The following is a 21,902-nucleotide window of genomic DNA, read 5'->3' as shown; positions in this document are numbered from 1 at the left end:
AGCGGGCTTGCTCGCGAAGGCACTTTACCGTTCAGCGCTGAAGTCTGCGCCTATTGAAAAATTGGGCTGCATACGCCAGCCAATGCTAATCTTCCCCGGATTTCGGCGGGCTTGAGCCGACACCCTTCGGGGTTCAGGGAAGACAGCCCACTTCACAGGATTTGATCAGGTCACTACATGAATAAGCCAGCAGTCGTTCTCTTGGGTATCGTCGTCGCCATTGGTGCAATCAGCGCAGGCGGTGCCTGGTACACCGGCAAGCAACTGGAGCCGGTGCTGCAAACCGCCATCCAGGACGCCAACAAGGAACTGCAGACCTCCATGGCCGGTGTCGACGGCACCGTGACCCTCGAACTGGTCTCCCTCGACCGCCAGCTGTTCAGCAGCACCGCCCACTATCGCCTCAAGGCCCAGGGCGCGGTGTTCGGCGAAAATCATCAGGACACCGAACTGCTGTTCGTCGACCATATCGAACACGGCCCGCTGCCGTTCTCGCGCCTGGTGTCGCTGAAGTGGCTGCCGGTCATGGCCACCAGTCACTACGAACTCGAGAAAAACCCCACCACCGAAAAATGGTTCGCTGCCAGCAAGGACGTGTCGCCCCTTAAAGGCGTGGCCAACATCGGTTATGACCGCTCGGTGACCGGCAACGTTGAACTGCTGCCCCTGGAACTCAAGGACGACAAGTCGGCCGTGAGCTTCTCCGGCGCCAACCTCGACTTCGACTCCACCGCCGAAGGCAAGAAGGTCAAGGCCAGCGGCTACATGGACAGCCTCAAGGTCTCGGTTGTCGATGCCAACAACGCCAAGCTGGATGCGGAGCTGAGCGGCCTGACCATCGCCAGCAACCTGGAAAAAACCACCTTCGGTTTCTACACCGGGCAAAACACCGTCGAGCTGACCAACACCAAGGTCACCTTCGGCCCGCAGCAAGCAGTGCTGACTCTCAAGAACTTTGAGCAGAAAGACAGCAGCGAAACCAAGGACAACAACCTGGCCGGCCGCGTCGACTACAAGATCGACGAGATCGGTTACCAGGGCAAGCCCGTGGGTTCGGCGGCCATGGCCGTCAGCATGAAGAACGTCGACATCCCGTCGATGCTGGTACTGACCAAGCTCTACCAGGAAAAAGTACAGCCGGCCCAGGCCGCTGCCGCTGCTGGCCAGCCCGTGCCTGAGTTGCAACTGACCGAAGCCGAGCAGACCCTGGCCCAGGCCAACGTCGACCAACTGCTGGCTGCCAAGCCGCAAGTGGCGGTAGAAAACCTGTCGCTGAAAACCACCAATGGCGAGAGCCGCTTCAACCTGGTGGCGGACTTCGCCAAGCCGTCGAGCATGGACCTGCCGCCGGTTGAACTGGGCAAGCAAATCGTTGCGCTGCTGGACGCCAACCTGACCCTGTCCAAGCCGATGATCCAGGACGTTGCCGGCCTGCAGGCGCAGATCGGTGGTGTGACCGACCCGAAAGCCATCGAGCAGCAATCCCAGATGGCCAGCGAGATGATCAGCGGCATGGCCGTGGGTACTCAACTGGCGACCCTGGTGGGTACCGATATCGTGTCCAAGCTGCACTACGCCAACAATGAAGTGACCTTCAACGGCCAGAAAATGACCGTCGAGCAATTCATTGGTTTTGTGCTGGGCAAGTTCGGCGCGGTCAGCGGCGCTCAATAAGATTCGGCTCAAAGTGATGTAGGCCAATTCTGAACAATTGTTCTGAATTGGCCTTTTTTGTACCCCCCTCAAGGATATTGCGCCCCGGGAAAGCTTGGCCGCGTCATCAGATGCCGGCCGCCTGGAGTGTCGTGCAGGTGAACTTATCGCTACAGCTTTCCCTGGTGAGGAAGCTGACGACATGTCGCGTAATATTCATCCGTTTATCCGCCTGGCCCTGTGCAGCCAACTGCTCTGGCCCGTCGTGGCATCGGCCGATGCGGCCTATGATTCGCTGATCAACCAGGCCCGCAGTGGCAACTATGGTCCGGCCCTCAACCTGTTGCGCCAAATGCCCGCCGAGCGCCAGACGCCGGGGCAGGTCAGCGATCACCTGTTGATTGCCAGCTGGGCGCGCCAGGACGCCGAGGTGCTGACGGTCTACGAGGCCCAGGGCCGCTCACGCACCCTCACCACCCAGGCGCTGGCCACCGTCGCCCGCACCTATCGCAACCAGCAGCGTTGGGAACCGGCAATTGCCGTGTATCGCCAGGCGTTGCTGCGCGAGCCGAATAACCCGGACCTGCAACTCGGCCTGGCCCTGACCCAGGCGGACGCCGGCCAGACCGCTGAAGCGGTGCAGCGCACCCGCGCCCTGGTGGCCGCCAAGCCCGACGACGCCGACCGCCGCATGGCCCTGGGTTACGCCCTGACCCGTGCCGGTTCTACCTATGACGCGCTGTTCGAATTCGACCAGGCGTTCATGCGTGCCGGCAACAAACCTGAAGTCGCCCGCGAATACATCGTCGCCCTGCAACGTGCGCGCCTGCCGGAACCGGCCCTGCGCCTCGCTGCCCGGCGCCCTGGCCTGTTGGACCCGGTCACCCAACGCCGCCTCGAAGGCGACCTGGCCGCCGAGCGCGTGCGCATGGCCGAGTTCGCGACCCGCAGTGAAAAAGAGCGCTACGTCATCGCCGACCGTGCCCTCAAGGATTACGACCAACTGCTCACCACCTGGACACCGGATGCCAACGCCCATGATGACGTGGTGCGCTGGCGCATCGACCGTCTGGGCGCGCTGAAAGCCCGGGCGCGCACCGCCGAGGTGATCCGCGACTACGAAGTGCTGAAGGGCGAAAGCGTACAACTGCCGACCTACGCCCTGCGCTGGGTCGCTGCCGCCTACCTCGACCAGCGCCAGCCGGAAAAGGCCGCGCCGCTGTATCGCCAGGCACTGGCGGCAAGCGATGCGGACGCCGGCGATCACGTCGAAGACAGCACCGCGCTGTTCTACGCCCTGCTCGAAAACGATCAAGTGGTGGAAGCTCGCGAAGTCGCCGACAACCTGGCGAGCACCCAGAAACCCCGGGTCGAGCTCAAGGGCTTGCCCATCGGCAACCCCAACGACGCCTGGATGGACGCCCAACAATTGGCCGCCCAGGCCGGCACCTATGGCGCCGACCTGCCCGCCAGCGAAAAAGGCCTGGAAGCCCTGGTGCAACAGGCCCCGGGCAATATCGGCCTGCGCCTGGCCCAGGCCGATATGTACCGTGCCCGCGACTGGCCACGGCGCGCCGAAAACACCCTCAAGGAAACCGAAGCCCAGGCCCCGCGCGACATCGGCCTGGAGGTTTCCCAAGGCCACACTGCCCTCGATCTGCAGGAATGGCGTCAGCTCGATGCACTCACCGATGACGTGGTCGACCGCGCCCCGGACAACCGCCAGGTACAGCGCCTCAGCCGCCTGCGGGATGTGCACGACATGGCCGAATTGCGCGTCGAGGCCTACACCGGCAAAAGCAACGGCGGCGGCGATAACGGCGCGGGCGCGGTGTCCGGCAGCCGCGATTTCGGCATCGAAACCTTGCTCTACAGCCCGCCCATCGATGAAGACTGGCGCGTGTTTGGCGGGGCCGGCTACGCCACCGCCGATTTCGAAGAAGGCACCGGCCAACACCGTTGGCAGCGCCTCGGTGTAGAGCGGCGCACCCGCGACATGACCCTCGAAGCCGAGGTCTCCAACCACTCCTACGGCTTTGGCGACAAGCAGGGCGCACGCATCGCGATTGCCCGCGACATCAATGACCAATGGCAGTACGGCGGCAGTCTCGATTACCTCTCCGCGAGCACCCCGCTGCGGGCACTGAATGCCGACATTACTGCCAACGGCGGCAGCGGGTTTATCCGCTGGCGCGCCAACGAAAGCCGCGAATGGAAACTGGCCCTGAGCCCGTCCCACTTCAGCGACGGCAACAACCGCCTTGAAGCGCTGCTCACCGGTCGCCAGGGCGTGTACAGCTCGCCGGGGGTGCAAGTCGACCTGGGCCTGGAAGTCGGCACCAGCCGCAACACCAAGGAAGACACGCCGTACTTCAACCCGCGCTCGGACTTCAGCGTGCTGCCCACGGCCACCGTCAACCACGTGCTCTACCACCGCTACGAAACCCAGTGGAGCCAGCAGTTCCAGGTGGGGGCGGGCACCTACAGCCAGCGCGACTACGGTACCGGCGGCGTTGCACTGGTGGGCTACGGCCAGCGGTTTCGCTGGAACGACGTGCTCGAAACCGGCGCCAACCTCAGCTGGATCAGCCGACCTTATGACGGTGAGCGCGAAAGCGACCTGCGCCTGATCGTCGACCTCACCTACCGCTTCTAGAAGAGTCCGATCATGCCCGTCTTGTCCCGTTGCCTGTTGGCCCTGGGGTTAATGCTGAGCAGCGCTTGCGCCCAGCAACCCGCACCTTTCACTCCACCCGCCGAGCGGCTCAAGCCTGCCAGCGAAGCGGCGTGGCCGAAGAACCATTTCCTCGGTATCGCCTACCACGACATCGAGGACCGCGACCCCGATCAGGCTGTCGTGGCCGTGCGCACCGAACGTTTGATCGAGCAGTTGGCGTGGCTGCGGGAAAACGGCTACCAGCCCGTCACCGTCGACCAGATTTTGGCGGCCCGCAACGGCGGCCCGGAGTTGCCGGCGAAGGCGATCATGCTCAGCTTCGATGACGGCTACGCGAGCTTCTACACCCGTGTGATGCCGATCCTGCGCAGCTACAACTGGCACGCGCTGCTGGCGCCGGTGGGTTCGTGGGTGGATACGCCGCTGAACCAGCCGGTGGATTTCGCCGGCACACCACGCCCGCGTTCGGACTTCCTGACCTGGCAGCAGGTGCGCGAAATCGCCCAGTCCGGCCTGGTGGAAATCGCCGCGCACACCGACGCCAATCACAAGGGCGTGCTGGCCAACCCACAGGGCAACCTGCAACCGGCCGCCACCACCCGACGCTTTGACCCGGCGACCCATCGCTACGAAACCGAAGCCCAGTTCCAGGCGCGGATGCGCACCGACGTGACGGCGATCTCCAACAAGATCCGCGCCGTCACCGGCAAGGCGCCGCGCGTGTGGGTGTGGCCTTACGGCGCTGCCGATGGCACCTCGCTGGCGGTGGTGGGCGAGCAGGGTTACCAGATGGCCCTGACCCTGGAAGACGGTCTCGACAGCCTCGGCAACCTGATGAGCAGCCCGCGCTTCCTGGTGGCCTCCGACCCGGACGGCGAACACTACGCCAACGCCATCGTCGCGACCCAGACTGAAGCCCCGCTGCGGGTGCTGCATGTGGACCTGGACAACGTCTACGACCCGGACCCGGAACAGCAGGTGCGCAACCTCGACAAACTGATCCAGCGCGTGGTCGACATGGGCGCCAGCACCGTGTTCCTGCAGGCTTTCGCCGACCCCAAGGGCGATGGCCTGGTGCGTTCGCTGTACTTCCCCAACCGCCATTTGCCGGTGCGCGCCGACCTGTTCAACCGCGTCACCTGGCAACTGCGCACCCGGGCCCACGTGAACGTATTTGCCTGGATGCCGGTGCTCAGTTTCGCCCTCGATTCGAAGCTGCCCCGCGTCACCCGTTGGGACCCGCAAACCGGCAAGGTCGCCATCGACCCGGACCAGTACCAGCGCCTGTCGCCGTTCGATCCGAAAGTGCGGCAGGTCATCGGTGAGATCTACGAAGACCTGGCGCGCACCAGTGCCATCGACGGCGTGCTGTTCCACGACGACGCGGTGCTGTCGGACTTCGAAGACGCCAGCCCGCTGGCGCTCAAGGCCTACGCCGCCAATGGCCTGCCGGACACCATCGAAGCCCTGCGCGCCGACCCTGCGGTGATGCAGCGCTGGACGCGTTTCAAGAGCCGCTACCTGATCGACTTCACCCATGAGCTGACGGCCAAGGTCCGCACGCTGCGCGGCCCGCAGGTGCAGACCGCACGCAATATCTTCGCCGAACCGATGCTCAACCCGGGCAGCGAAGCCTGGTTCGCGCAGAACCTTGACGACTTCCTCACCAGCTACGACTGGACTGCGCCGATGGCCATGCCGCTGATGGAAGGCCAGGACCTCAAGGGCTCCAACGCCTGGCTGGAAAAGCTCGTGGCCACCGTCAAGGCCCGCCCCGGCGCGCTGCAACGCACGGTCTTCGAGTTGCAAGCCAAGGACTGGCGCACCTCGGCCGCCCCCGATCTGGACGGTGCACAAATGGCCGAGTGGATGGGCGTGCTCAAGCGTCAGGGCGTGACCAGTTTTGGCTACTACCCCGACAACTTCCTGGAGAATTCGCCGGATCTGAAAACCGTGCGTCCGGCCCTTTCCAACCAGTGGAATCCTTGACTCATGTTCGACAGAATCCTCGCGCTTATCGTGTTGTCGCTGGTATTGGGTGTGCCCCTGGGCCTGATCTTTCTGGTCACCGGGCAGTTCCTGATGGACTTCGTCTTCTTCTATCCACTGTTCATGTCCGGCTTGTGGATCGCCGGCGGCCTGTACTTCTGGCTGCACTGGGAGCGCCACTGGCCGTGGGCGGATGACACCCCGGCGCCGGTACTCGCCGGCGAGCCGCTGATCTCGATCCTGATCCCTTGCTACAACGAAGGCGACAACGCCGCCGAGACCATCGGCGCCGCGTTGGCCCAGCAATACCGCAACATCGAAGTGATCGCGATCAACGACGGCTCCAGCGACAACACCGCCGCCGTGCTCGATGCGCTGGCGCTGAAAGAGCCGCGCCTGCGGGTGCTGCACCTGGCGCAAAACCAGGGCAAGGCTGTGGCCTTGCGCATGGGCGCGGTAGCAGCGCGCAGCGAATACCTGGTGTGCATCGACGGCGATGCGTTGCTCTCGCCGAACACCGCGGCGTACCTGGTGGCGCCGATGCTCGACAACCCGCGCCTCGGTGCCGTCACCGGCAACCCGCGGATTCGCACGCGCTCCACCTTGATCGGCCGGGTGCAGGTGGGCGAGTTCTCTTCGATCATCGGCTTGATCAAGCGCACCCAGCGGGTCTTCGGGCGGATCTTCACCGTCTCCGGCGTGGTGGTGGCGTTTCGGCGGGCGGCCCTGGACCGGGTCGACTACTGGAGCACCGACATGATCACCGAAGACATCGACGTGAGCTGGAAGCTGCAACTGGACCACTGGAGCATCTTCTACGAGCCCCGCGCGCTGTGCTGGATCCTGATGCCGGAAACCCTCGGCGGCCTGTGGAAGCAACGCCTGCGCTGGGCCCAGGGCGGCGCTGAAGTGCTGTTCAAAAATATTCGTGGCATCTGGCAATGGCGCCATCGCTACCTGTGGCCGTTGCTGTTCGAGTACTGCCTGTCCACCGGTTGGGCCTTCACCTTTTTGCTCTCGGTGATTTTCTGGGCCGTGGGCAAAGTGGTGACGCTGCCCGCCGCCATCGCCGTCGACTCGCTGATGCCGCCGGCCTTCACCGGCCTGCTGCTGGCGGTGGTGTGCCTGGTGCAGTTCGCGGTGAGCATCATGATCGACCGGCGCTATGAAAAGGGCCTGTGGAAAACCCTGTTCTGGACCGTCTGGTACCCGTTGGTGTTCTGGCTGGTGAGCCTGTTCACCACCCTGGTCAGCTTCCCCAAAGTGCTGTTCCGCCAACACCAGAAACGCGCGCGCTGGGTCAGCCCGGATCGCGGAATCAAAGCCCCCACTACGGATGTGCAACCATGAATCTGATCCGAACCCAACAGCGCCCGGTGATGTGGGCCATCGACGTATTCCTGACCCTGCTGGCCTGGGCCGGGCTGATTATCCTGCTGGTGCGCGGGCTGGTGCCGATGCTCGACAGCCACGGCGGCCCGCGGATCGATGCGCCGATTTTCGCGGCGCTGGATACCTTGCAGATCTACCTGTGGATTGCCGTCTTCAACGCGATGGTACTGATCAGTTGGGCACGCTACCAGCAGCGACGTGGCAAGCACTTTGCCCAGCGGCGCTCGGCGGCCAAGGCCTTGAGCGACCAGCATTTGAGCGACAGCTTCAGCCTGGGGGAAGGTGACCTGGAGCAACTGCGCCGCCCGGGTGTGCTGGTGATTCATAACGACCACGAAGGGGGTGTGCAGGAAGTGACAGCCCATGTGTCCCGGCATGTGGAGCGGCCAGGGTTGAAGTTGGTGGCGGGGCAGGAGCGGACCAAGGAGATTGGTTAACCGGGATATCGAAAAATGGGATCCAATTCACAAAATAACCGCGAACTTTTCTCATCTTTTGGCTACTAACCAGTCTTGATACCGCATTGATGGCCAAGTAATGGCAATTGTAAGCGCCACCATTGGAGGTGTATCAAAACTGTTACCGCTTGTCGGAATAAAAATTCCAATTGCAAGCAATTAAACGTTGCATGATTTATTTATTGTTAATAATCAGCAACTTATATGCCTGTTAAACATAACTTCCCACTAAGCCAGAATCTTGGCCCACCGGAAGTTCGATGTTAGTTTGCCGGCCCCCGCTTTTTCGACGGATCGAACATGTCTTTATTATTGCCACGGACTCGGCTGCTGCTGGGCGTTTGCCTGCTGACTTGCTTCGCACTCAATAGTGCGACGGCTGCGCCCACGCCTGGCGATCAGGACCTGATCCGCGACCGGCAAAACCGTCTGCTGGAAGAACAGCGCCGGCGCCTTGAAGACCTCAAGGAACTGCCCGGCAAAGAAGCCAAGCCCGAAGCGCCTGCCACCCCGGCCGACACCCGTTGCTTCCCGATCAAAGACATCGAACTCAAGGGTGCCGACAGCCTGCCTGCACCGGACCGCGAGCGCCTGCTCAAGCCGTATATCGGCCAGTGCCTGGGCGTCTCCCAGCTCAACCAAGTGCTCAAGTCGATCACCGACTACTACATCGACAAAGGCATGGTTACCAGCCGTGCTTACTTGCCGCAGCAGGACCTTTCCACCGGCCACCTCCAGGTGTTGGTGGTGGAAGGCAAGCTCGAAGGCTTGAAGGGCGCCGACGGCAGCAACCTGTCCCCGCGCGAGCTGGCCATGGCCTTCCCCGGCAAGGTCGGCGAGCAGCTCAACCTGCGGGAAATCGAGCAGTTGGTGGACCAGTTGAATCGCTTGCCGTCCAAGCAGGCGCAAATGGAACTGACCCCCGGCAGCCAGGTGGGCGGCAGTGAAGTGCAGGTCAAGAACGTCCCGCAAAAGCCCTGGCGCGCCAGCCTGTCGCGCAACAACGACGGGCAGAAAAGCACCGGCGAACAGCAGTGGGGCGCCGGCCTTGAGTGGGACAGCCCGCTGGGCCTGGCCGACCAGTTGGTGTTGCGCGGCGGCCACGATGCCGTCAGCGACCACCAGAAAACCTCGAAAAACAGCATGCTGTATTACAACGTGCCGTGGGGCTGGTGGAACTTCAGCTACACCTACAGCGAGAGTGATTACCGCACTTACGGCGTGACCGACGACTACAAATTCAAGCAGAACGGCGACAACGAAAACCATCAACTGCGCGCCGAGCGCGTGATCCATCGCGACGACGTCAGCAAGACCTCGGTCAACGTCGGCCTGGCCCATTTGCGCACCAACAACTACATCAACGACGCTCACCTCGAAACCAGCAGCAACCGCCTCAGCGAGCTGCAACTGGGCATCAACCACGGCCGCCGCATCGGCAATGCCTTCGTCAACCTCGACTTGGGCATGCAGAACGGCATCGGCGCCTTCGATGCCCAAGCTGAAAACGAGCGCGATCAGTACGGCAATCGCCTGCCCAACGCGCGCTACCGCAAATACACCGCCACCGTCAGCTACTTGCAGCCGTTCACGCTATGGGGTGAGTCGTTCAGTTTCTCCAGCCTGGCCACCGGCCAACGCAGTGAAGACATTCTGTTCAGCCCCCAACGCATGAGCCTCGGCGGCTCGGCCTCGGTGCGCGGTTTCAAAGACCAGCAGCTCACCGGCGACAGCGGCGGCTACTGGCGCAACGACGTGCGCTGGGCGCGCCCGGTGACCTGGGACTGGATGCGCCCGGCCTTTGCCGAATACGGCGCCAGCGTCGGCTACGACCAGGGTGTGATCAGCAATGGCCGCTACAACGACAACGTGCATGGCCGGGTCTCGAGCAACTCGTTGGAGCTGTTCGCCCGTGGCAAATACGTCAGCACCAGCGTGACCTTTGCCCATTCCCTGGAACGCCCGGCAGTGATGAGCGAGCGCGAAGCGCCGATCTACTTCCGCATGGATTTCTTCCTGTAATTCAACGCCCCGTTACATCGAGAATATGACAATGGATGTTCGCCACTTTGCCTTCCTGGCCCGCCAACCTTCTGCTGCGCTGAAACCGCGAGACTCGTTCTTCGGCCTGCCCAAGCGCGGTTTGGTGCTGATCCTGGCCAACGCGCTGTTCTGGCAGCCGCTGCTGGCCCAGGCCGAAGGCATTGTGGTCAGCGCGCCGGGCACCACCGTCGGCCAGGCCGGCAATGGCGTACCGGTGGTGAACATCGCCACCCCCAATGGCAGTGGCTTGTCCCATAACCAATTCAAGGACTACAACGTCGGCCCCAACGGCGTGATCCTCAACAACGCCAACGGCCCCATGACGAACACCCAGCTGGGTGGCTACATCGTCGGCAACCCCAACCTCAAGGGCGGCGCGGCCAGCGTCATCCTCAACGAAGTCAACGGCGGCAGCCCCAGCCAGTTGCGCGGCTACACCGAAGTGGCGGGCCAGTCGGCCAAGGTCATCGTCGCCAACCCGTACGGCGTCACGTGCAGCGGTTGCGGCTTTATCAACACCCCCAACGTGACCCTCACCACCGGCAAACCGGTGCTCGACGCCAGCGGCCAGTTGCAGCGCTACCAGGTTGACGGCGGCGCCGTGACCATTGACGGCGAAGGCTTGAATGCCAGCAACGTCGACCGCTTCGAAATCATCACCCGCTCGGCCAAGATCAATGCGCAGATCAACGCACGAGAATTGACCGTCATTGCCGGGCGTAACGACGTCGATGCCAAAAGCCTGAAAGCCACCGCGCGCGCCGATGACGGCAGCGCAAAGCCCGAGCTGGCCATCGATTCCTCGGCATTGGGCGGCATGTACGCCGGTGCGATCAAACTGGTGGGCACCGAGGCCGGCGTAGGGGTGAAACTCGACGGTACGCTGGCCGCCAGTGGCGGCGATATCCAGCTGGATGCCAACGGGCGCCTGAGCATGGCGCAGACGGCGACCACCGGTAACCTCAAGGTCACCGCGCAGAACGTGAACCTGACCGACAAGGTCTACGCCGCCGGCAATGTGCAGGTGAGCAGTGCTGAAGAACTGGTCAACCAGAAGAGCCTGGCCGCTGGCCAACGCATCGAACTCAACGCCACCACCGTCACCAACCCGGGCATCATCGAAGCAGGCGTGCAGGCCGATAACAGCCGCAATGCTACCGGCGATGTGGTGGTGAATACGCAAACCCTGAACACCAGCGGCAACGTCCTGGCCAGCCGCTCGCTGAGCGCCACGGCCACCCGGGAACTGAACAACCAGGGCGCAGTGATCCAGGGTAAAACCGTCACGCTGAACAGTGCCAGACTGACCAACCAGGGCGCCACCGCGCGGGTGTATGGCGAGCAAGCGCTGGCGATCAACGCGCCGGCCATCGTCAACCTCGGCGGGCTGATTCGCTTCGGTGCCGATCAGGCGGCAACGCTGCAAACCGATTCGCTGGATAACCGCCAGGGCCATATCCAGGTCGCGGGCGGCAGCTTGACGCTCAACAGCGGCACGCTGAATAACACCGGCGGGCAGATTGTCGCGGGCAACCTCGGTGTAACAGCGGACACAATCAACAACCAGAACGGTTTCCTGGTTGCCGACGCCGTGACGGTCAACGCCGCCCGCCTCGACAACAGTGCCAAGGGCTTGATCAGTGCCGAGAAAGGCGCGCTCAACCTCACCGTCACCAACACCTTCAACAACAGCCAGGGTCATGCCCAGGCTGGCACTGACTTGAACCTGCGCGCCGGTGACGTCGCCAACCAGGACGGCAAGCTGGTGGGTGGTCAACTCACCGCTACCCTCGGCAGCCTCAGCAACAACGACGCAGGTGTACTCAGCGCGGATGCCGGCAAGTTGACCTTGACCGTCGCCCAACAGTTGAACAACGCCAAAGGTCACTTGCAGGCCGCCCAGGGCGACATCGAACTGCACGCCGCGAGCCTGGATAACCAGGGCGGCGCCATCATCGGCAAGCAGTTGCTGCTGGATGCGCGAAGCGGGCAGATCGACAACCGCGCCGGGCGTATCGTCGGTGACCAACTGGACGTCCGCGCCGGCAGCCTCGACAACCGCAGTGCCGGGTTGCTGGCCGGTGGTGTGCCGGGTGTGAGCGTGGTGCTGAACGACCAATTGCTCAACACCCAGGGCCGTATTCAAAGTGAGGGTGACCTGCTGCTGACCGGCAAGCGCCTGGGCAACAGCGCCGGGATCCTGCTCGGCAAGGCCCTCACTGTCACCGCGCAAGACCTCGACAACAGCAGCAAGGGCGCGCTGGTCAGCAATGACGGCGACATCACCCTCAACATCAGCAACCTGCTGACCAACACCAACGGCGTGATCGACGCCGCCGAACGCAGTGTGCTGGTCAAGGCCTTGACCACCCTCGACAACCAGGGCGGCACCTTGCGGGGCAAGCGCCTGGATATCGCGGCGCAAACCCTCGACAACGACCAGGGCCAACTCCTGGCCGGCAATCAGGGCGTGAGCTACCGCGGCCAGGACCTGAGCAATCGCCAGGGCATGATCCTCAGCGGTGGTGCGGCGGTCGACCTGACGCTGGGCACCTTGAACAACCAGGGCGGCACCGTGCAAGGCGACAGCTTGACGGTGACAGCCGACAGCGTCGACAACAGCCAAGACGGTACCAAGGCCGGCGCGTTGACCGCCTTGAAGAGCGACCTGCAACTGACGGTCGAGGCCTTGACCAACCGGGGCGGCAAACTGTTCGGCAAGGAGCACGTCACCGTCTCCGGCGCCACCCTGGACAACAGCGCCAACGGCCAGATCAGCGGCAATCAGCTCAGCCTGACCTCGCGTACCCAACTGACCAACCAAGGCGGCCTGATTGAGTCCAACCAGGGCCTGACCTTCAATGGCGGCAACCTCGACAACAGCGCGGGCGGCCAACTGCGGGCGATGGAAGGCGCCAGCAGCACGCTGACGGTCACCGACCAACTGAATAACCAGAACGGCATTCTTGAATTCGGCAGCCAGGCCTTCAGCCTCAGCGCCGGGCATCTGAATAACCAGGCCGGGCAACTGCAGCACGCTGGCACCGGCGTGTTCAGCCTCAATACCAGCAGCCTCAGCGGCAGCCAGGGCAGCATCAATGGCCTGGGCACCGCCGACTGGTCGTTCGGCCGGGTCGATGGCCTCGGCCGTGTGCAACTCAATGAAGCCTTGCACTACACCAGCACCCAGGGCCTGAGCCTCAAGGCCGGCGACCGCCTGGCCAGCGCCAAGGGTCTGACCCTGGATATCGCCAGCCTGGATAACGCGGGCGAGTTGCTCAGCGACGGTGACCTGAGTGTCAACCTGACCGGCGACATGACCAACAGTGGCCGCCTTTCGGCCCAGCAAAAACTGAGCGTGGTCGCCAACAACCTCAGCCAGAACGGCGGGCGTTTGGCCGGCGGCACCACCACCCGCATCACCCTGGGCGGTACGCTGGATAACCTCGGCTACCTCACCGCACGCCAGCAACTCGACATTGCCGCCGCACACATCAACAACCGCGGCACCCTCGGTTCACAAGGCAACGTCAACCTCAGCGCCAGCAATGGCATCAGCAATAGCGCCGACACGCTGCTGTTCAGCGGCGGCGATCTGACCCTGCGCGGGAACAGCTTCAGCAACCTGTACGGCGACGTCTACAGCAAGGGCAACCTGAGTTTCGCGGCGCTCGATGGCGGCATGGCGGCGGGCTTCAGCAACCTTTCCGGTACGGTTGAAAGCGAAGGCAATATCGGCATCAGTGCGCGGAATGTGGAAAACGCCAAGGCTGAATTCGAGTTGGGCCAGACCATCACCACCGGCAGCCTCAATTGGCAGTGCGGCCAGCACTGCGGCGGGCACGACTCGTTCAAGCGCGGTCAAATCACCATCAACCAGACCTACCTTGAATCCGCGATCAAGGACTCGGCCTCTGCGCGCCTGGTGGCGGGCAAAGACCTGCTGATCCAGGGCGACAACGTCCAGAACCGCTATAGCCTGCTGGCGGCGAATGGCAACCTGAGCATCACCGCCAACGACCTGCTCAACCAGGGCGCCGCGACTCGCACCGGGCAGAACACCATCGTCATCGGCACCCCGCAGCGCATCGACACCGATGAGTGGGACCGGATGGAATACATCGACGTACCCGCCTTCAACGCAGCAGTGGCAGCGGGTAATTTCGATGAAGCACGCTTTGAGGTGCTCAAGGCCCGGTCGAGCGACTGGCGTTTCTCCGAGCAAAGCAACGTCACCACCTGGACCGACAACGGCGGCCCAGGCTACACCGCGACGATACAGGCCGGTGGCGCGGTCAACCTCAACGTTGCGCGCACCCTGCAAAATGGCACGTTGCACACCAACACCCTGGAGCAACTGACCGGCACCCTCGGTGACGACCAGACCGGCATCCCCGTCGGCGGCATCAACATCAACCTGAGCAAGCACGTCAACGACGCCACCGCCCAGGCGCCGAGCAGCGTATTGCCGGTGACCAGCATCGCGCCCGACGGCCGCTACGTACCCGTGGACTACACCGGCGAGTCCTTCACCCCGGTCGACCCCACCACCGCGCCCGGCTTCCAGTTGCCCAAGGGCGACTACGGCCTGTTCATCAAAAACGCCGACCCCACCAGTCACTACCTGATCGAGACCAACCCGAACCTCACCACTGTGGCGGGCTTCTTCAGCTCCGACTACATGCTCGGCAAGCTCGGCTACAGCCCCGACAACGCCTGGCGTCGCCTGGGTGACGGGCAATACGAGTCACGGCTGATCCGCGATGCGGTGCTGGCGCAAACCGGGCAACGCTTCCTCGCCGGTGGCCTGACCAGCGACTACGACCAGTTCCGCTACCTGATGGACAACGCCCTGGCCAGCAAGGACGCCTTGCGCCTGAGCGTCGGCGTATCCCTCACTGACCAGCAAGTCGGCGCCCTGACCCACGACATCGTGTGGATGGAAAACCGCGTGGTCGACGGCCAGACCGTGCTCGTGCCGGTGCTCTACCTGGCCCAGGCCGACTCCCGCAACGTGCGCGGCAACAGCCTGATCCAGGGCCGCGACCTCAACCTGATGACCGGCGGCGACCTGATCAACGTCGGCACCCTGCGCGCCAGCAACAACCTCTCAGTGGCCAGCAGCGGCAGCCTCTACACCGGCGGCCTGATCGAGGCCGGCAACAACCTCAGCCTGCTGGCCCAGGACAGCATCCGCAATTCCATGGCTGGCGAGATACGCGGCACCCAGGTCAGCCTCACCACCCTGAAGGGCGACATCACCAACGACAACACCGCCATCCAGGTGCGCCAGGGTGCCGGCATGCGCACCCTCACCGACAGCAGCGCCGGCACCATCACCGCCCGCGAAAACCTGGCCATCGACGCTGGCCGCGACCTCACCAACCACGGTGCACTCACCGCCGGCGGCGATGCCGACCTGAAAGCCGGGCGCGACCTCAACCTGATCGCCGTCAGCGACACCAGCGAGATCCACGCCTTCAGCGACGGCGGGCACAAATCCAGCATCACCACCGACGTGAAAAACCAAGCGGCCACGGTCACGGCCGGTGGCAACCTGAGCATGGTGGCGGGGCAAGACGTCAACATCATCGGCAGCAACGCCACCGCGGGTAAGGACCTGAACATTCAGGCCGGGCGCGATTTCAACGTGGCGTCTGTCAGCGATGTGCACAACGTCGAAGGCAAGGAAAAAGACGGCAAGAAACGCATTAAGACCGCGGATGAGCAGACCACGCAGTTAGCCAGTGTGCTGACGGCGGGCAGGGACTTTACGAGCCAGGCCGGGCGCGACACCACGCTGGTGGCGAGCAAGATCAGTGCGGGGAATGAGGCTTATCTGTATAGCGGGGATAAGTTGAATTTGCTGGCGGCGCAGAACAGTACTCATACGTTGTATGACATGAAGGAGAACGGTGGCTGGGGCGCGAAGAAAGAGCAGCGAGACGAAGTAACCCGCACCACGAACGTTGGGACCGAGATCAAGACTGGCGGCAACCTCACGTTGATCAGCGAAGGTGACCAGCGTTACCAGGTCGCGAAGCTTGATAGTGGTAATGACATCATTCTTAACAGTGGCGGGGCCATCGTCTTTGAAGGCGTCAAAGACCTTCATGACGAGAGCCATACCAAGAGCAAGGGTGACCTCGCTTGGTTCAGCGCCAAAGGTAAAGGCAACACTGACGAAACGCTGCGCCAGAGTGAAATGATCGCTCAAGGGCAGGTCGTTATCAAAGCTGTCGACGGATTGAAGATTGATGTCAGGCAGATCGATCAGCAAACCGTTAGTCAGACCATCGATACCATGGTCAAAGCCGATCCGAATCTGGCTTGGCTCAAGGATGCTGAAAAGCGCGGTGACGTGGACTGGCGCCAAGTCAAAGAGATCCACGATAGCTTCAAATACAGTAACTCCGGTTTAGGTGCGGGCTCGCAGATTGTAATAGCAATTCTGATGGCCGCATTTGTCGGGCCGTTGGCAATGACTGCGGCTGCAGGTGCTGGAGCAGGCGTCGCTGTCGCGGCAGGTGCGGGAGCCGTAGCGGCAGGCGCTGCGACCAATGCGACGGTTAGTGTCGTTAATAATCGTGGCAACTTAGGGGCGGTGTTCAAGGATGTCACCTCTTCGGATGCTTTGAAGGGGTATACGATTTCCGGTGTGACCGCTGGATTGACCGCAGCTTATTTTGATGGCTGGACCGGAACTCATACTGATCAGGCGACTAAGCAAATAACGGGGCCACAGCTCAACACATGGACTGGTGTAGGGCAGTTTGCCGCGAACCAGACATTGCAAGGCGGTACTTCAACGCTGTTGAGTAAAGCATTGGGGCAGGGCGGCAGTGGGAGTGAGGCGCTGAAAACTGCGCTATTCAATACCCTGGCAGCGGCCAGCTTCAATGCCGTCGGCGACTACACGAAAAAGTGGAACATCGAAAACGGTTCAATTCCCAAGATCGCGATTCATGCGATGGTCGGTGGCCTCTTGGCCGAAGCAACGGGTGGAGATTTCCGTACAGGCGCATTGGCAGCCGGCGCCAATGAGGCACTGGTCGTACAGCTTAACGACATCGTGAAGGGCGACAAGACATTGTTGTCCATGAGTTCTCAACTGGTCGGTGTTTTAGCTGCGGCCACACAAAAAGATGCAGATGCTAGCAAATTGGAGAAGGGTGGCTGGGTGGCGAAAAATGCCACGCAGTACAACCACCAGCTTCACAAGTCTCAAGCCGATGCGTTGGATGAACAGCGACGGTTCCATCCGGAAAAGGCTGATCGTTTGAATGCGGCGGCCTGCGCTTTGGTTAGTTGCGCAGAGTCGATCCCGACCAACGATGAAACCTATAAGGACTTCAAGGCACTTCAGGATCGCGGCGCCACTTTTAGTGAGGAGATCGCGTTACTTGAGGCGACCGGCCAGTTTGGTGGCCGTAGTTGGCAGGATTGGAGCGACGATACGCTCAATGCTCACGGCAAGGCGGTGCAGGTCGTTGGAGCAAGCAAAGACACTGCCCTTGGCCTAGTCGGAGGGGCTACTGCATATACCGGGATGGTGATGTCGTCACCCGCATGTGTTGGCGTTGTTACCTGTGCCTTACCCATCGGCTTAGGAGCGCTTGGCACCACCTCGATGGTGGGGGCATGGGATTCTGCTAGCCGGATTACGGCGGATTTTAAATCCAATGAGCCCGACCGAGTGCTAGCTTCTTTCTTTCCGGAAACCTTTCCAGGAGAGTCGAGCGTAACGTCTGACCTGGCATGGAGCACGGCGAAATCCGCAGCTCAGGCGGCTCTGTTTGGCGGCGCGAGTAAATACTTTAATGGTAAGTTAGCTGGAGAGCTTGCCAGTGGTGCAAAAGGGCTAGGTTCTGCTGGTACGGGCACGACGGCGGGTAGTAATGTTGCAAGTACGACGCCTAAAGTTGATGTTTTTTGGAATAAAACAACAGTTCTAGATAGGACTGTTTATCAACGTAACGACCTCTTTGACCCAGAGGCCCTATCGACCTGGAGAGTACGAGGTAAAACTGTTGAAGGCTCAAACCTTGAGAGGATGGCCTCGGGTCGAGCACCAATTGGGTATGATGGGAAATCAGTTGAGTTACATCATCTCTCGCAAACTGAAGTTAATGGATTCGCTGGTACTCGTGGTTCACTTGCAGAAGTTGGTTCTGTTTTCCATAGCCAGAATAGCAGTGTTCTTCATGTCCCATCCAATGCCGCTCAAAGCTTTAGGTATACTCGTTACAAAGACTCTGCAGAATACAGAAACCCTACGACTGACTATGTTTCAGTTCCTACGGATTTGAATGCAAAAACATTGACAAAGCAGGCTAAAGAGTTTAACTCTTATCAGTCGGATTATTGGAAGTTGCGGGCTCGGAGCGGGGAGTAATTAGGCGTGGATTATTCGAGAATAATTAATCTTATTAAAGAGTCGGATTACGTTGAGTTTGCTGATTATGGTGACGGGATTGCTGATGAGTGGATTTATAAAGCTGAAGCTCGTCTTGGGTTGAAGTTGTCTGATAGCTATAAATGGTGGCTGAAGTGTTATTCTGGCGGGGAAATATCTGGGGAGGAGATTTATAGTATCTACGAAATGGATTTTGATAGTGTAAGGGGGGGGGATATCGTTTATATGTCAATCGTTAACGGTCGAAATGGGTTGTGTGGGAAGGAGAGGCTATTTATCTGCGAACCGCCGGGTGCAGGGGAATCATTTTATTTTGCCACGGACGATGGTCTTAATGATGGAGAGTATCCTGTTTATAGGCTTGAACTTTCTGATCAAACTTCTAGTTTGTATGCGAAAAACTTTATCGATTTCTTAGAAAAAAGAATAATGTCTTTCAGTTGAATAACGATTCTGCGTTTAAAAAATGGTTGAGAAAGGCTCGGTGCAAAAGCGACAGGAGAATTAGCTAGTTCTGGTGGGAAACCCACTGTTGAGTTATTTGGTGGGAAGAATGCTCAAACTCCTGGTGCTATAAACGTGGATGTCCGAGCAGATATTCAGTCTGGTATTCGAGCGGACGCAACGAAACTTCCTTTCAAGGATAGTTCGGTGGGAGAGATTGTTGCTAGTAACCCATTCATTCCCAAGAGTGCAGGTGGTACTAACTCAATGATGGATTTTCTTCCGGAAGCTACTCGCGTGGTTGAGCCTGGTGGAAAGATATTTGTCAACGCAAATGCTGCGAACCCTTACGGAAAAATACCAAGTGCGTAAAGGGGACGGATTTATTTAAATATTTAAAAATCCAGATGAGTTGATTAAATAAATCCGTCCCCTTTGACCCAATGTGGTGAGTTTGAAAACGATTGATACCCGAGGTAAAGGGTGGTCTTATGACATGAGAACCCATATGGACACCTTGCAAAGTTCAAAAATTACCGTGGATGGCGTACCGGCAACGAAAATTTTGGACATCCGAGTTCAACCGGGCGGAATGGCTGACGCGAGCAAGCTTATAGAGTATGGAAAGCAACGTAATATTACTGTGATTATTAAAGAGTTCGGTGGCTAATCATATGGCTGAAATTGAAATTGTCTTTAGCGAGAGGCTACATGATGGCGCTTCAGTTGTATGGGGGCGGCTAATACAACAGCTCAAAAACTTTAATGAGGATACCGTCATTGATGGCTTTACCGGCAAGAAAATAGGGTTGGCGGACGTTTCGAATTACTTGGAGAAAAACAAGTGTCAGAGTTTTTTTATTGAGCTGGCAAACGGTTCTGTCGAGTTTTCGTATGTGGCAGATAAAGCGTTTTATCGGCTTGATATGAAACACCTGGCGAATTCGATTGAAGTTGCACAGACCTTGATTGAAGCTTTAATCGATGAGCCCGGCTTTGTTCAGGCTCGAATTTACGACGCCGAGTATGATCGATGGCAAAATGCCGAGAGTCTTACGCTCTTTGAAGTTGAGCGCGTCGAACACGCTCATCTGCCCAAGAAAAGTAATGGGCTGCCTTTTCCGCTGACCCAAGAGGTCGTAGATATATCAAAAAATCCTGGGCGTTGGGTTTTAAGAAACGGCTACATTGAGGCGGTTGGCGCTTTCATGTGGGTAAGCAAATCCTTGCTTCAGTTAGTGGGTGTCGACGAAAAGAAGTTAATGGATATCGACTGCTTTGCAGTAGAAGATTTGGGCGGCGTTTTGAAGATTGCTGCCTATAATCAGTGCTTCACTGCAGCCGTAGGGGCTCAGGCAGAGAGGCAGGACTTGCTGAGAGAAGTTTTGTTTAACGCGTGAATTAGAGCGAGAATCGGGCGCGGGAAATAGGGTTCAGGCCACGGTTTTCTAATTAAAGTATTAATAGTGGTCTGACCCCCTATTTCTCGGTCGATGATATAACAGCGTAAAGGGGGCGGATTTATTTAAATATTAAAAATTTCTTATGAGTTAATTAAATAAATCCGTCCCCTTTAACCAAATGCAAGTGGTATCTGTAATAAGTGTAGTGCAGGTTTGACGGGTAATAGTGACCTGAATGGGGTGGTTAAACAATTCAGTCAGCGCTATCCTACTCTTCTGCTAAGAGTTACCGCTGAGGGAGGGGCAGCAATGCCAAATCGTCTAACAGTCCTAGTTAAAGATGGGAGAATAGTTAATGGACAATGAAGAAGCGCTTAAAGTCATTGACAGTATGATGTGGGTAAAGAAAGCCTCAATTTTCCTTCTGTTGCTTGATTATGCTCTACGTAACCTTGACTCGGCGAGTGATACGCAAAAAAAATGTCAGGAGGCAGTTGATAAGTGTTGGCGATGGTTGTCTGATCGAGGGCTCAGTGCTGATGAATTAGCATATTATCTAGACTCCGATGATATGCAGAGCGGACCGCTGGCAGAAGGAAATTTTGCATCTGAAAGCGTAGAACAAAATAGTTTAATTTTAATATTGTTGGTGATCGGTTTTTTTGCCAATAAGGCCTATAAGATTGTAGGGCTACAAGAGCAAATGTCTGAGCCGGTATGTGAGGCGGACGAGAGCTCTGCTGTATATATTGTTGCTTATATTGAACGGATAGGCTTGTCTGATAAGTTGAGTGTTTATCTATCTGCACACGTTTTGGAAAATAGGGGGCAATCCACGTTTTAATGCTGGCAGAGTTGCTCTTTAACGTAAAGGGCAAGGATTTATTTAGGACGTAAAAGTGACGGATTTGTTTAAATATTAGATTTAAAAACTCCAGCTAGGTCAATTAAATAAATCCGTCCCCTTTGCCCAGAGTGAGTATAAAAAATGGAAAACTTGGAACTCTCCGAGTTAAAATTTCCGAGTATGAGAGAGGAGCTGGTTTCCTATCTGGCAGGTTTGTCGGACTCAGATTACCAGTTCCGTGCCTGGGTAGAACGTTCATCGCCGAATTTAGCTTATGATGAACTTGATTACACAATACATTTTTTATATGACGATACAGGGCTCGCTGAAAATGCATACACTTGGATAGGGCTAGTTTTGAAAAATGATCAGGAAGCTAGAGCCATCGAGGACGTGGTTCAAGCTATTGACGCGCTTTTTGATAAGTATGGTCCTGATCTTTCTGATAAAGAGTATTTGGAAAAAGAAGAGTGGGCACGCATAGTGTGCGTTTCTAAAGATGCTTTAAAAGTTTTGCTTCATGGTAAGTGAGGTTGTTTAACCGAGTTAAAGGGGCGGCACCCAGGCCGCCCGGCTTTTA

At 59.0% G+C, this 21,902-nt stretch carries 13 protein-coding genes; all 13 read left to right on the top strand.

The features are described 5' to 3' along the window. Positions 1-177: 177 nt before the first annotated feature. The 13 genes from HX807_RS25870 (at position 178) to HX807_RS25810 (ending at position 21,853) form a co-directional block, all read left to right on the top strand. Entirely contained in the window at positions 178-1,674 is a 1,497-nt protein-coding gene (locus HX807_RS25870) for a YdgA family protein (protein ID WP_087693604.1), read from the top strand. A gap of 181 nt (positions 1,675-1,855) precedes the next feature. After that, on the top strand, positions 1,856-4,309 hold the full coding sequence (gene pgaA / locus HX807_RS25865; protein WP_177051522.1) for a poly-beta-1,6 N-acetyl-D-glucosamine export porin PgaA: 2,454 nt from the start codon (positions 1,856-1,858) through the stop codon (positions 4,307-4,309). Between the two features lie 12 nt (positions 4,310-4,321). Next, positions 4,322-6,319, top strand: coding sequence for a poly-beta-1,6-N-acetyl-D-glucosamine N-deacetylase PgaB (gene pgaB, locus HX807_RS25860; RefSeq protein WP_177051516.1), 1,998 nt, complete (start codon positions 4,322-4,324; stop codon positions 6,317-6,319). Between the two features lie 3 nt (positions 6,320-6,322). Beyond that, complete coding sequence (pgaC, locus tag HX807_RS25855; RefSeq protein ID WP_003218180.1) at positions 6,323-7,669, top strand: poly-beta-1,6-N-acetyl-D-glucosamine synthase; 1,347 nt, start codon at positions 6,323-6,325, stop codon at positions 7,667-7,669. Then, on the top strand, positions 7,666-8,148 hold the full coding sequence (gene pgaD / locus HX807_RS25850; RefSeq protein ID WP_102367861.1) for a poly-beta-1,6-N-acetyl-D-glucosamine biosynthesis protein PgaD: 483 nt from the start codon (positions 7,666-7,668) through the stop codon (positions 8,146-8,148). Before pgaC ends, pgaD begins: the two co-directional genes overlap by 4 nt. 321 nt (positions 8,149-8,469) lie before the next feature. Further along, a complete protein-coding gene (locus HX807_RS25845) occupies positions 8,470-10,191 on the top strand; it encodes a ShlB/FhaC/HecB family hemolysin secretion/activation protein (RefSeq protein WP_102367862.1) in 1,722 nt (573 codons plus the stop codon). Positions 10,192-10,222: 31 nt separating this feature from the next. Then, positions 10,223-18,607: a DUF637 domain-containing protein gene (locus HX807_RS25840; RefSeq protein WP_102367863.1), complete on the top strand. Its 8,385-nt coding sequence runs from the start codon at positions 10,223-10,225 to the stop codon at positions 18,605-18,607. A gap of 6 nt (positions 18,608-18,613) precedes the next feature. After that, entirely contained in the window at positions 18,614-19,072 is a 459-nt protein-coding gene (locus HX807_RS25835) for an SMI1/KNR4 family protein (protein ID WP_177051513.1), read from the top strand. 135 nt (positions 19,073-19,207) lie between these two features. Next, positions 19,208-19,444, top strand: coding sequence for a methyltransferase domain-containing protein (locus HX807_RS25830; protein WP_256579544.1), 237 nt, complete (start codon positions 19,208-19,210; stop codon positions 19,442-19,444). A 136-nt stretch (positions 19,445-19,580) separates the two neighbouring features. Continuing rightward, positions 19,581-19,742, top strand: a complete 162-nt coding sequence (locus tag HX807_RS25825; protein WP_008433669.1) for a hypothetical protein — start codon at positions 19,581-19,583, stop codon at positions 19,740-19,742. Positions 19,743-19,746: 4 nt separating this feature from the next. Next, the gene (locus HX807_RS25820) at positions 19,747-20,472 is read left to right on the top strand and encodes a hypothetical protein (RefSeq protein WP_008433670.1); all 726 of its coding nucleotides are present in this window, start codon (positions 19,747-19,749) and stop codon (positions 20,470-20,472) included. Between the two features lie 358 nt (positions 20,473-20,830). Continuing rightward, positions 20,831-21,319 carry an Imm6 family immunity protein gene (locus HX807_RS25815; protein ID WP_008433671.1) on the top strand — a complete coding sequence of 163 codons (489 nt, stop codon included), beginning with the start codon at positions 20,831-20,833 and terminating at the stop codon, positions 21,317-21,319. Between the two features lie 144 nt (positions 21,320-21,463). After that, complete coding sequence (locus HX807_RS25810; RefSeq protein ID WP_008433672.1) at positions 21,464-21,853, top strand: hypothetical protein; 390 nt, start codon at positions 21,464-21,466, stop codon at positions 21,851-21,853. Positions 21,854-21,902 lie beyond the last annotated feature (49 nt).

Origin of the sequence: Pseudomonas sp. D8002 (assembly GCF_013385695.1) — a bacterium.
Lineage (GTDB): Bacteria > Pseudomonadota > Gammaproteobacteria > Pseudomonadales > Pseudomonadaceae > Aquipseudomonas.
Note: the sequence above shows the minus strand (reverse complement) of the source record. Positions and strands in the feature narration are given on the sequence as shown.

Bases quoted from the DNA above. Each gene is read 5' to 3' on its own strand.
- HX807_RS25845 (WP_102367862.1), top strand. From the start codon at position 8,470: ATGTCTTTATTATTGCCACGGACTCGGCTGCTGCTGGGCGTTTGCCTG.
- HX807_RS25870 (WP_087693604.1), top strand. From the start codon at position 178: ATGAATAAGCCAGCAGTCGTTCTCTTGGGTATCGTCGTCGCCATTGGT.
- HX807_RS25815 (WP_008433671.1), top strand. From the start codon at position 20,831: ATGGACAATGAAGAAGCGCTTAAAGTCATTGACAGTATGATGTGGGTA.
- HX807_RS25825 (WP_008433669.1), top strand. From the start codon at position 19,581: ATGGACACCTTGCAAAGTTCAAAAATTACCGTGGATGGCGTACCGGCA.
- pgaC (WP_003218180.1), top strand. From the start codon at position 6,323: ATGTTCGACAGAATCCTCGCGCTTATCGTGTTGTCGCTGGTATTGGGT.
- HX807_RS25840 (WP_102367863.1), top strand. From the start codon at position 10,223: ATGGATGTTCGCCACTTTGCCTTCCTGGCCCGCCAACCTTCTGCTGCG.
- pgaB (WP_177051516.1), top strand. From the start codon at position 4,322: ATGCCCGTCTTGTCCCGTTGCCTGTTGGCCCTGGGGTTAATGCTGAGC.
- HX807_RS25810 (WP_008433672.1), top strand. From the start codon at position 21,464: ATGGAAAACTTGGAACTCTCCGAGTTAAAATTTCCGAGTATGAGAGAG.
- HX807_RS25820 (WP_008433670.1), top strand. From the start codon at position 19,747: ATGGCTGAAATTGAAATTGTCTTTAGCGAGAGGCTACATGATGGCGCT.
- pgaD (WP_102367861.1), top strand. From the start codon at position 7,666: ATGAATCTGATCCGAACCCAACAGCGCCCGGTGATGTGGGCCATCGAC.
- pgaA (WP_177051522.1), top strand. From the start codon at position 1,856: ATGTCGCGTAATATTCATCCGTTTATCCGCCTGGCCCTGTGCAGCCAA.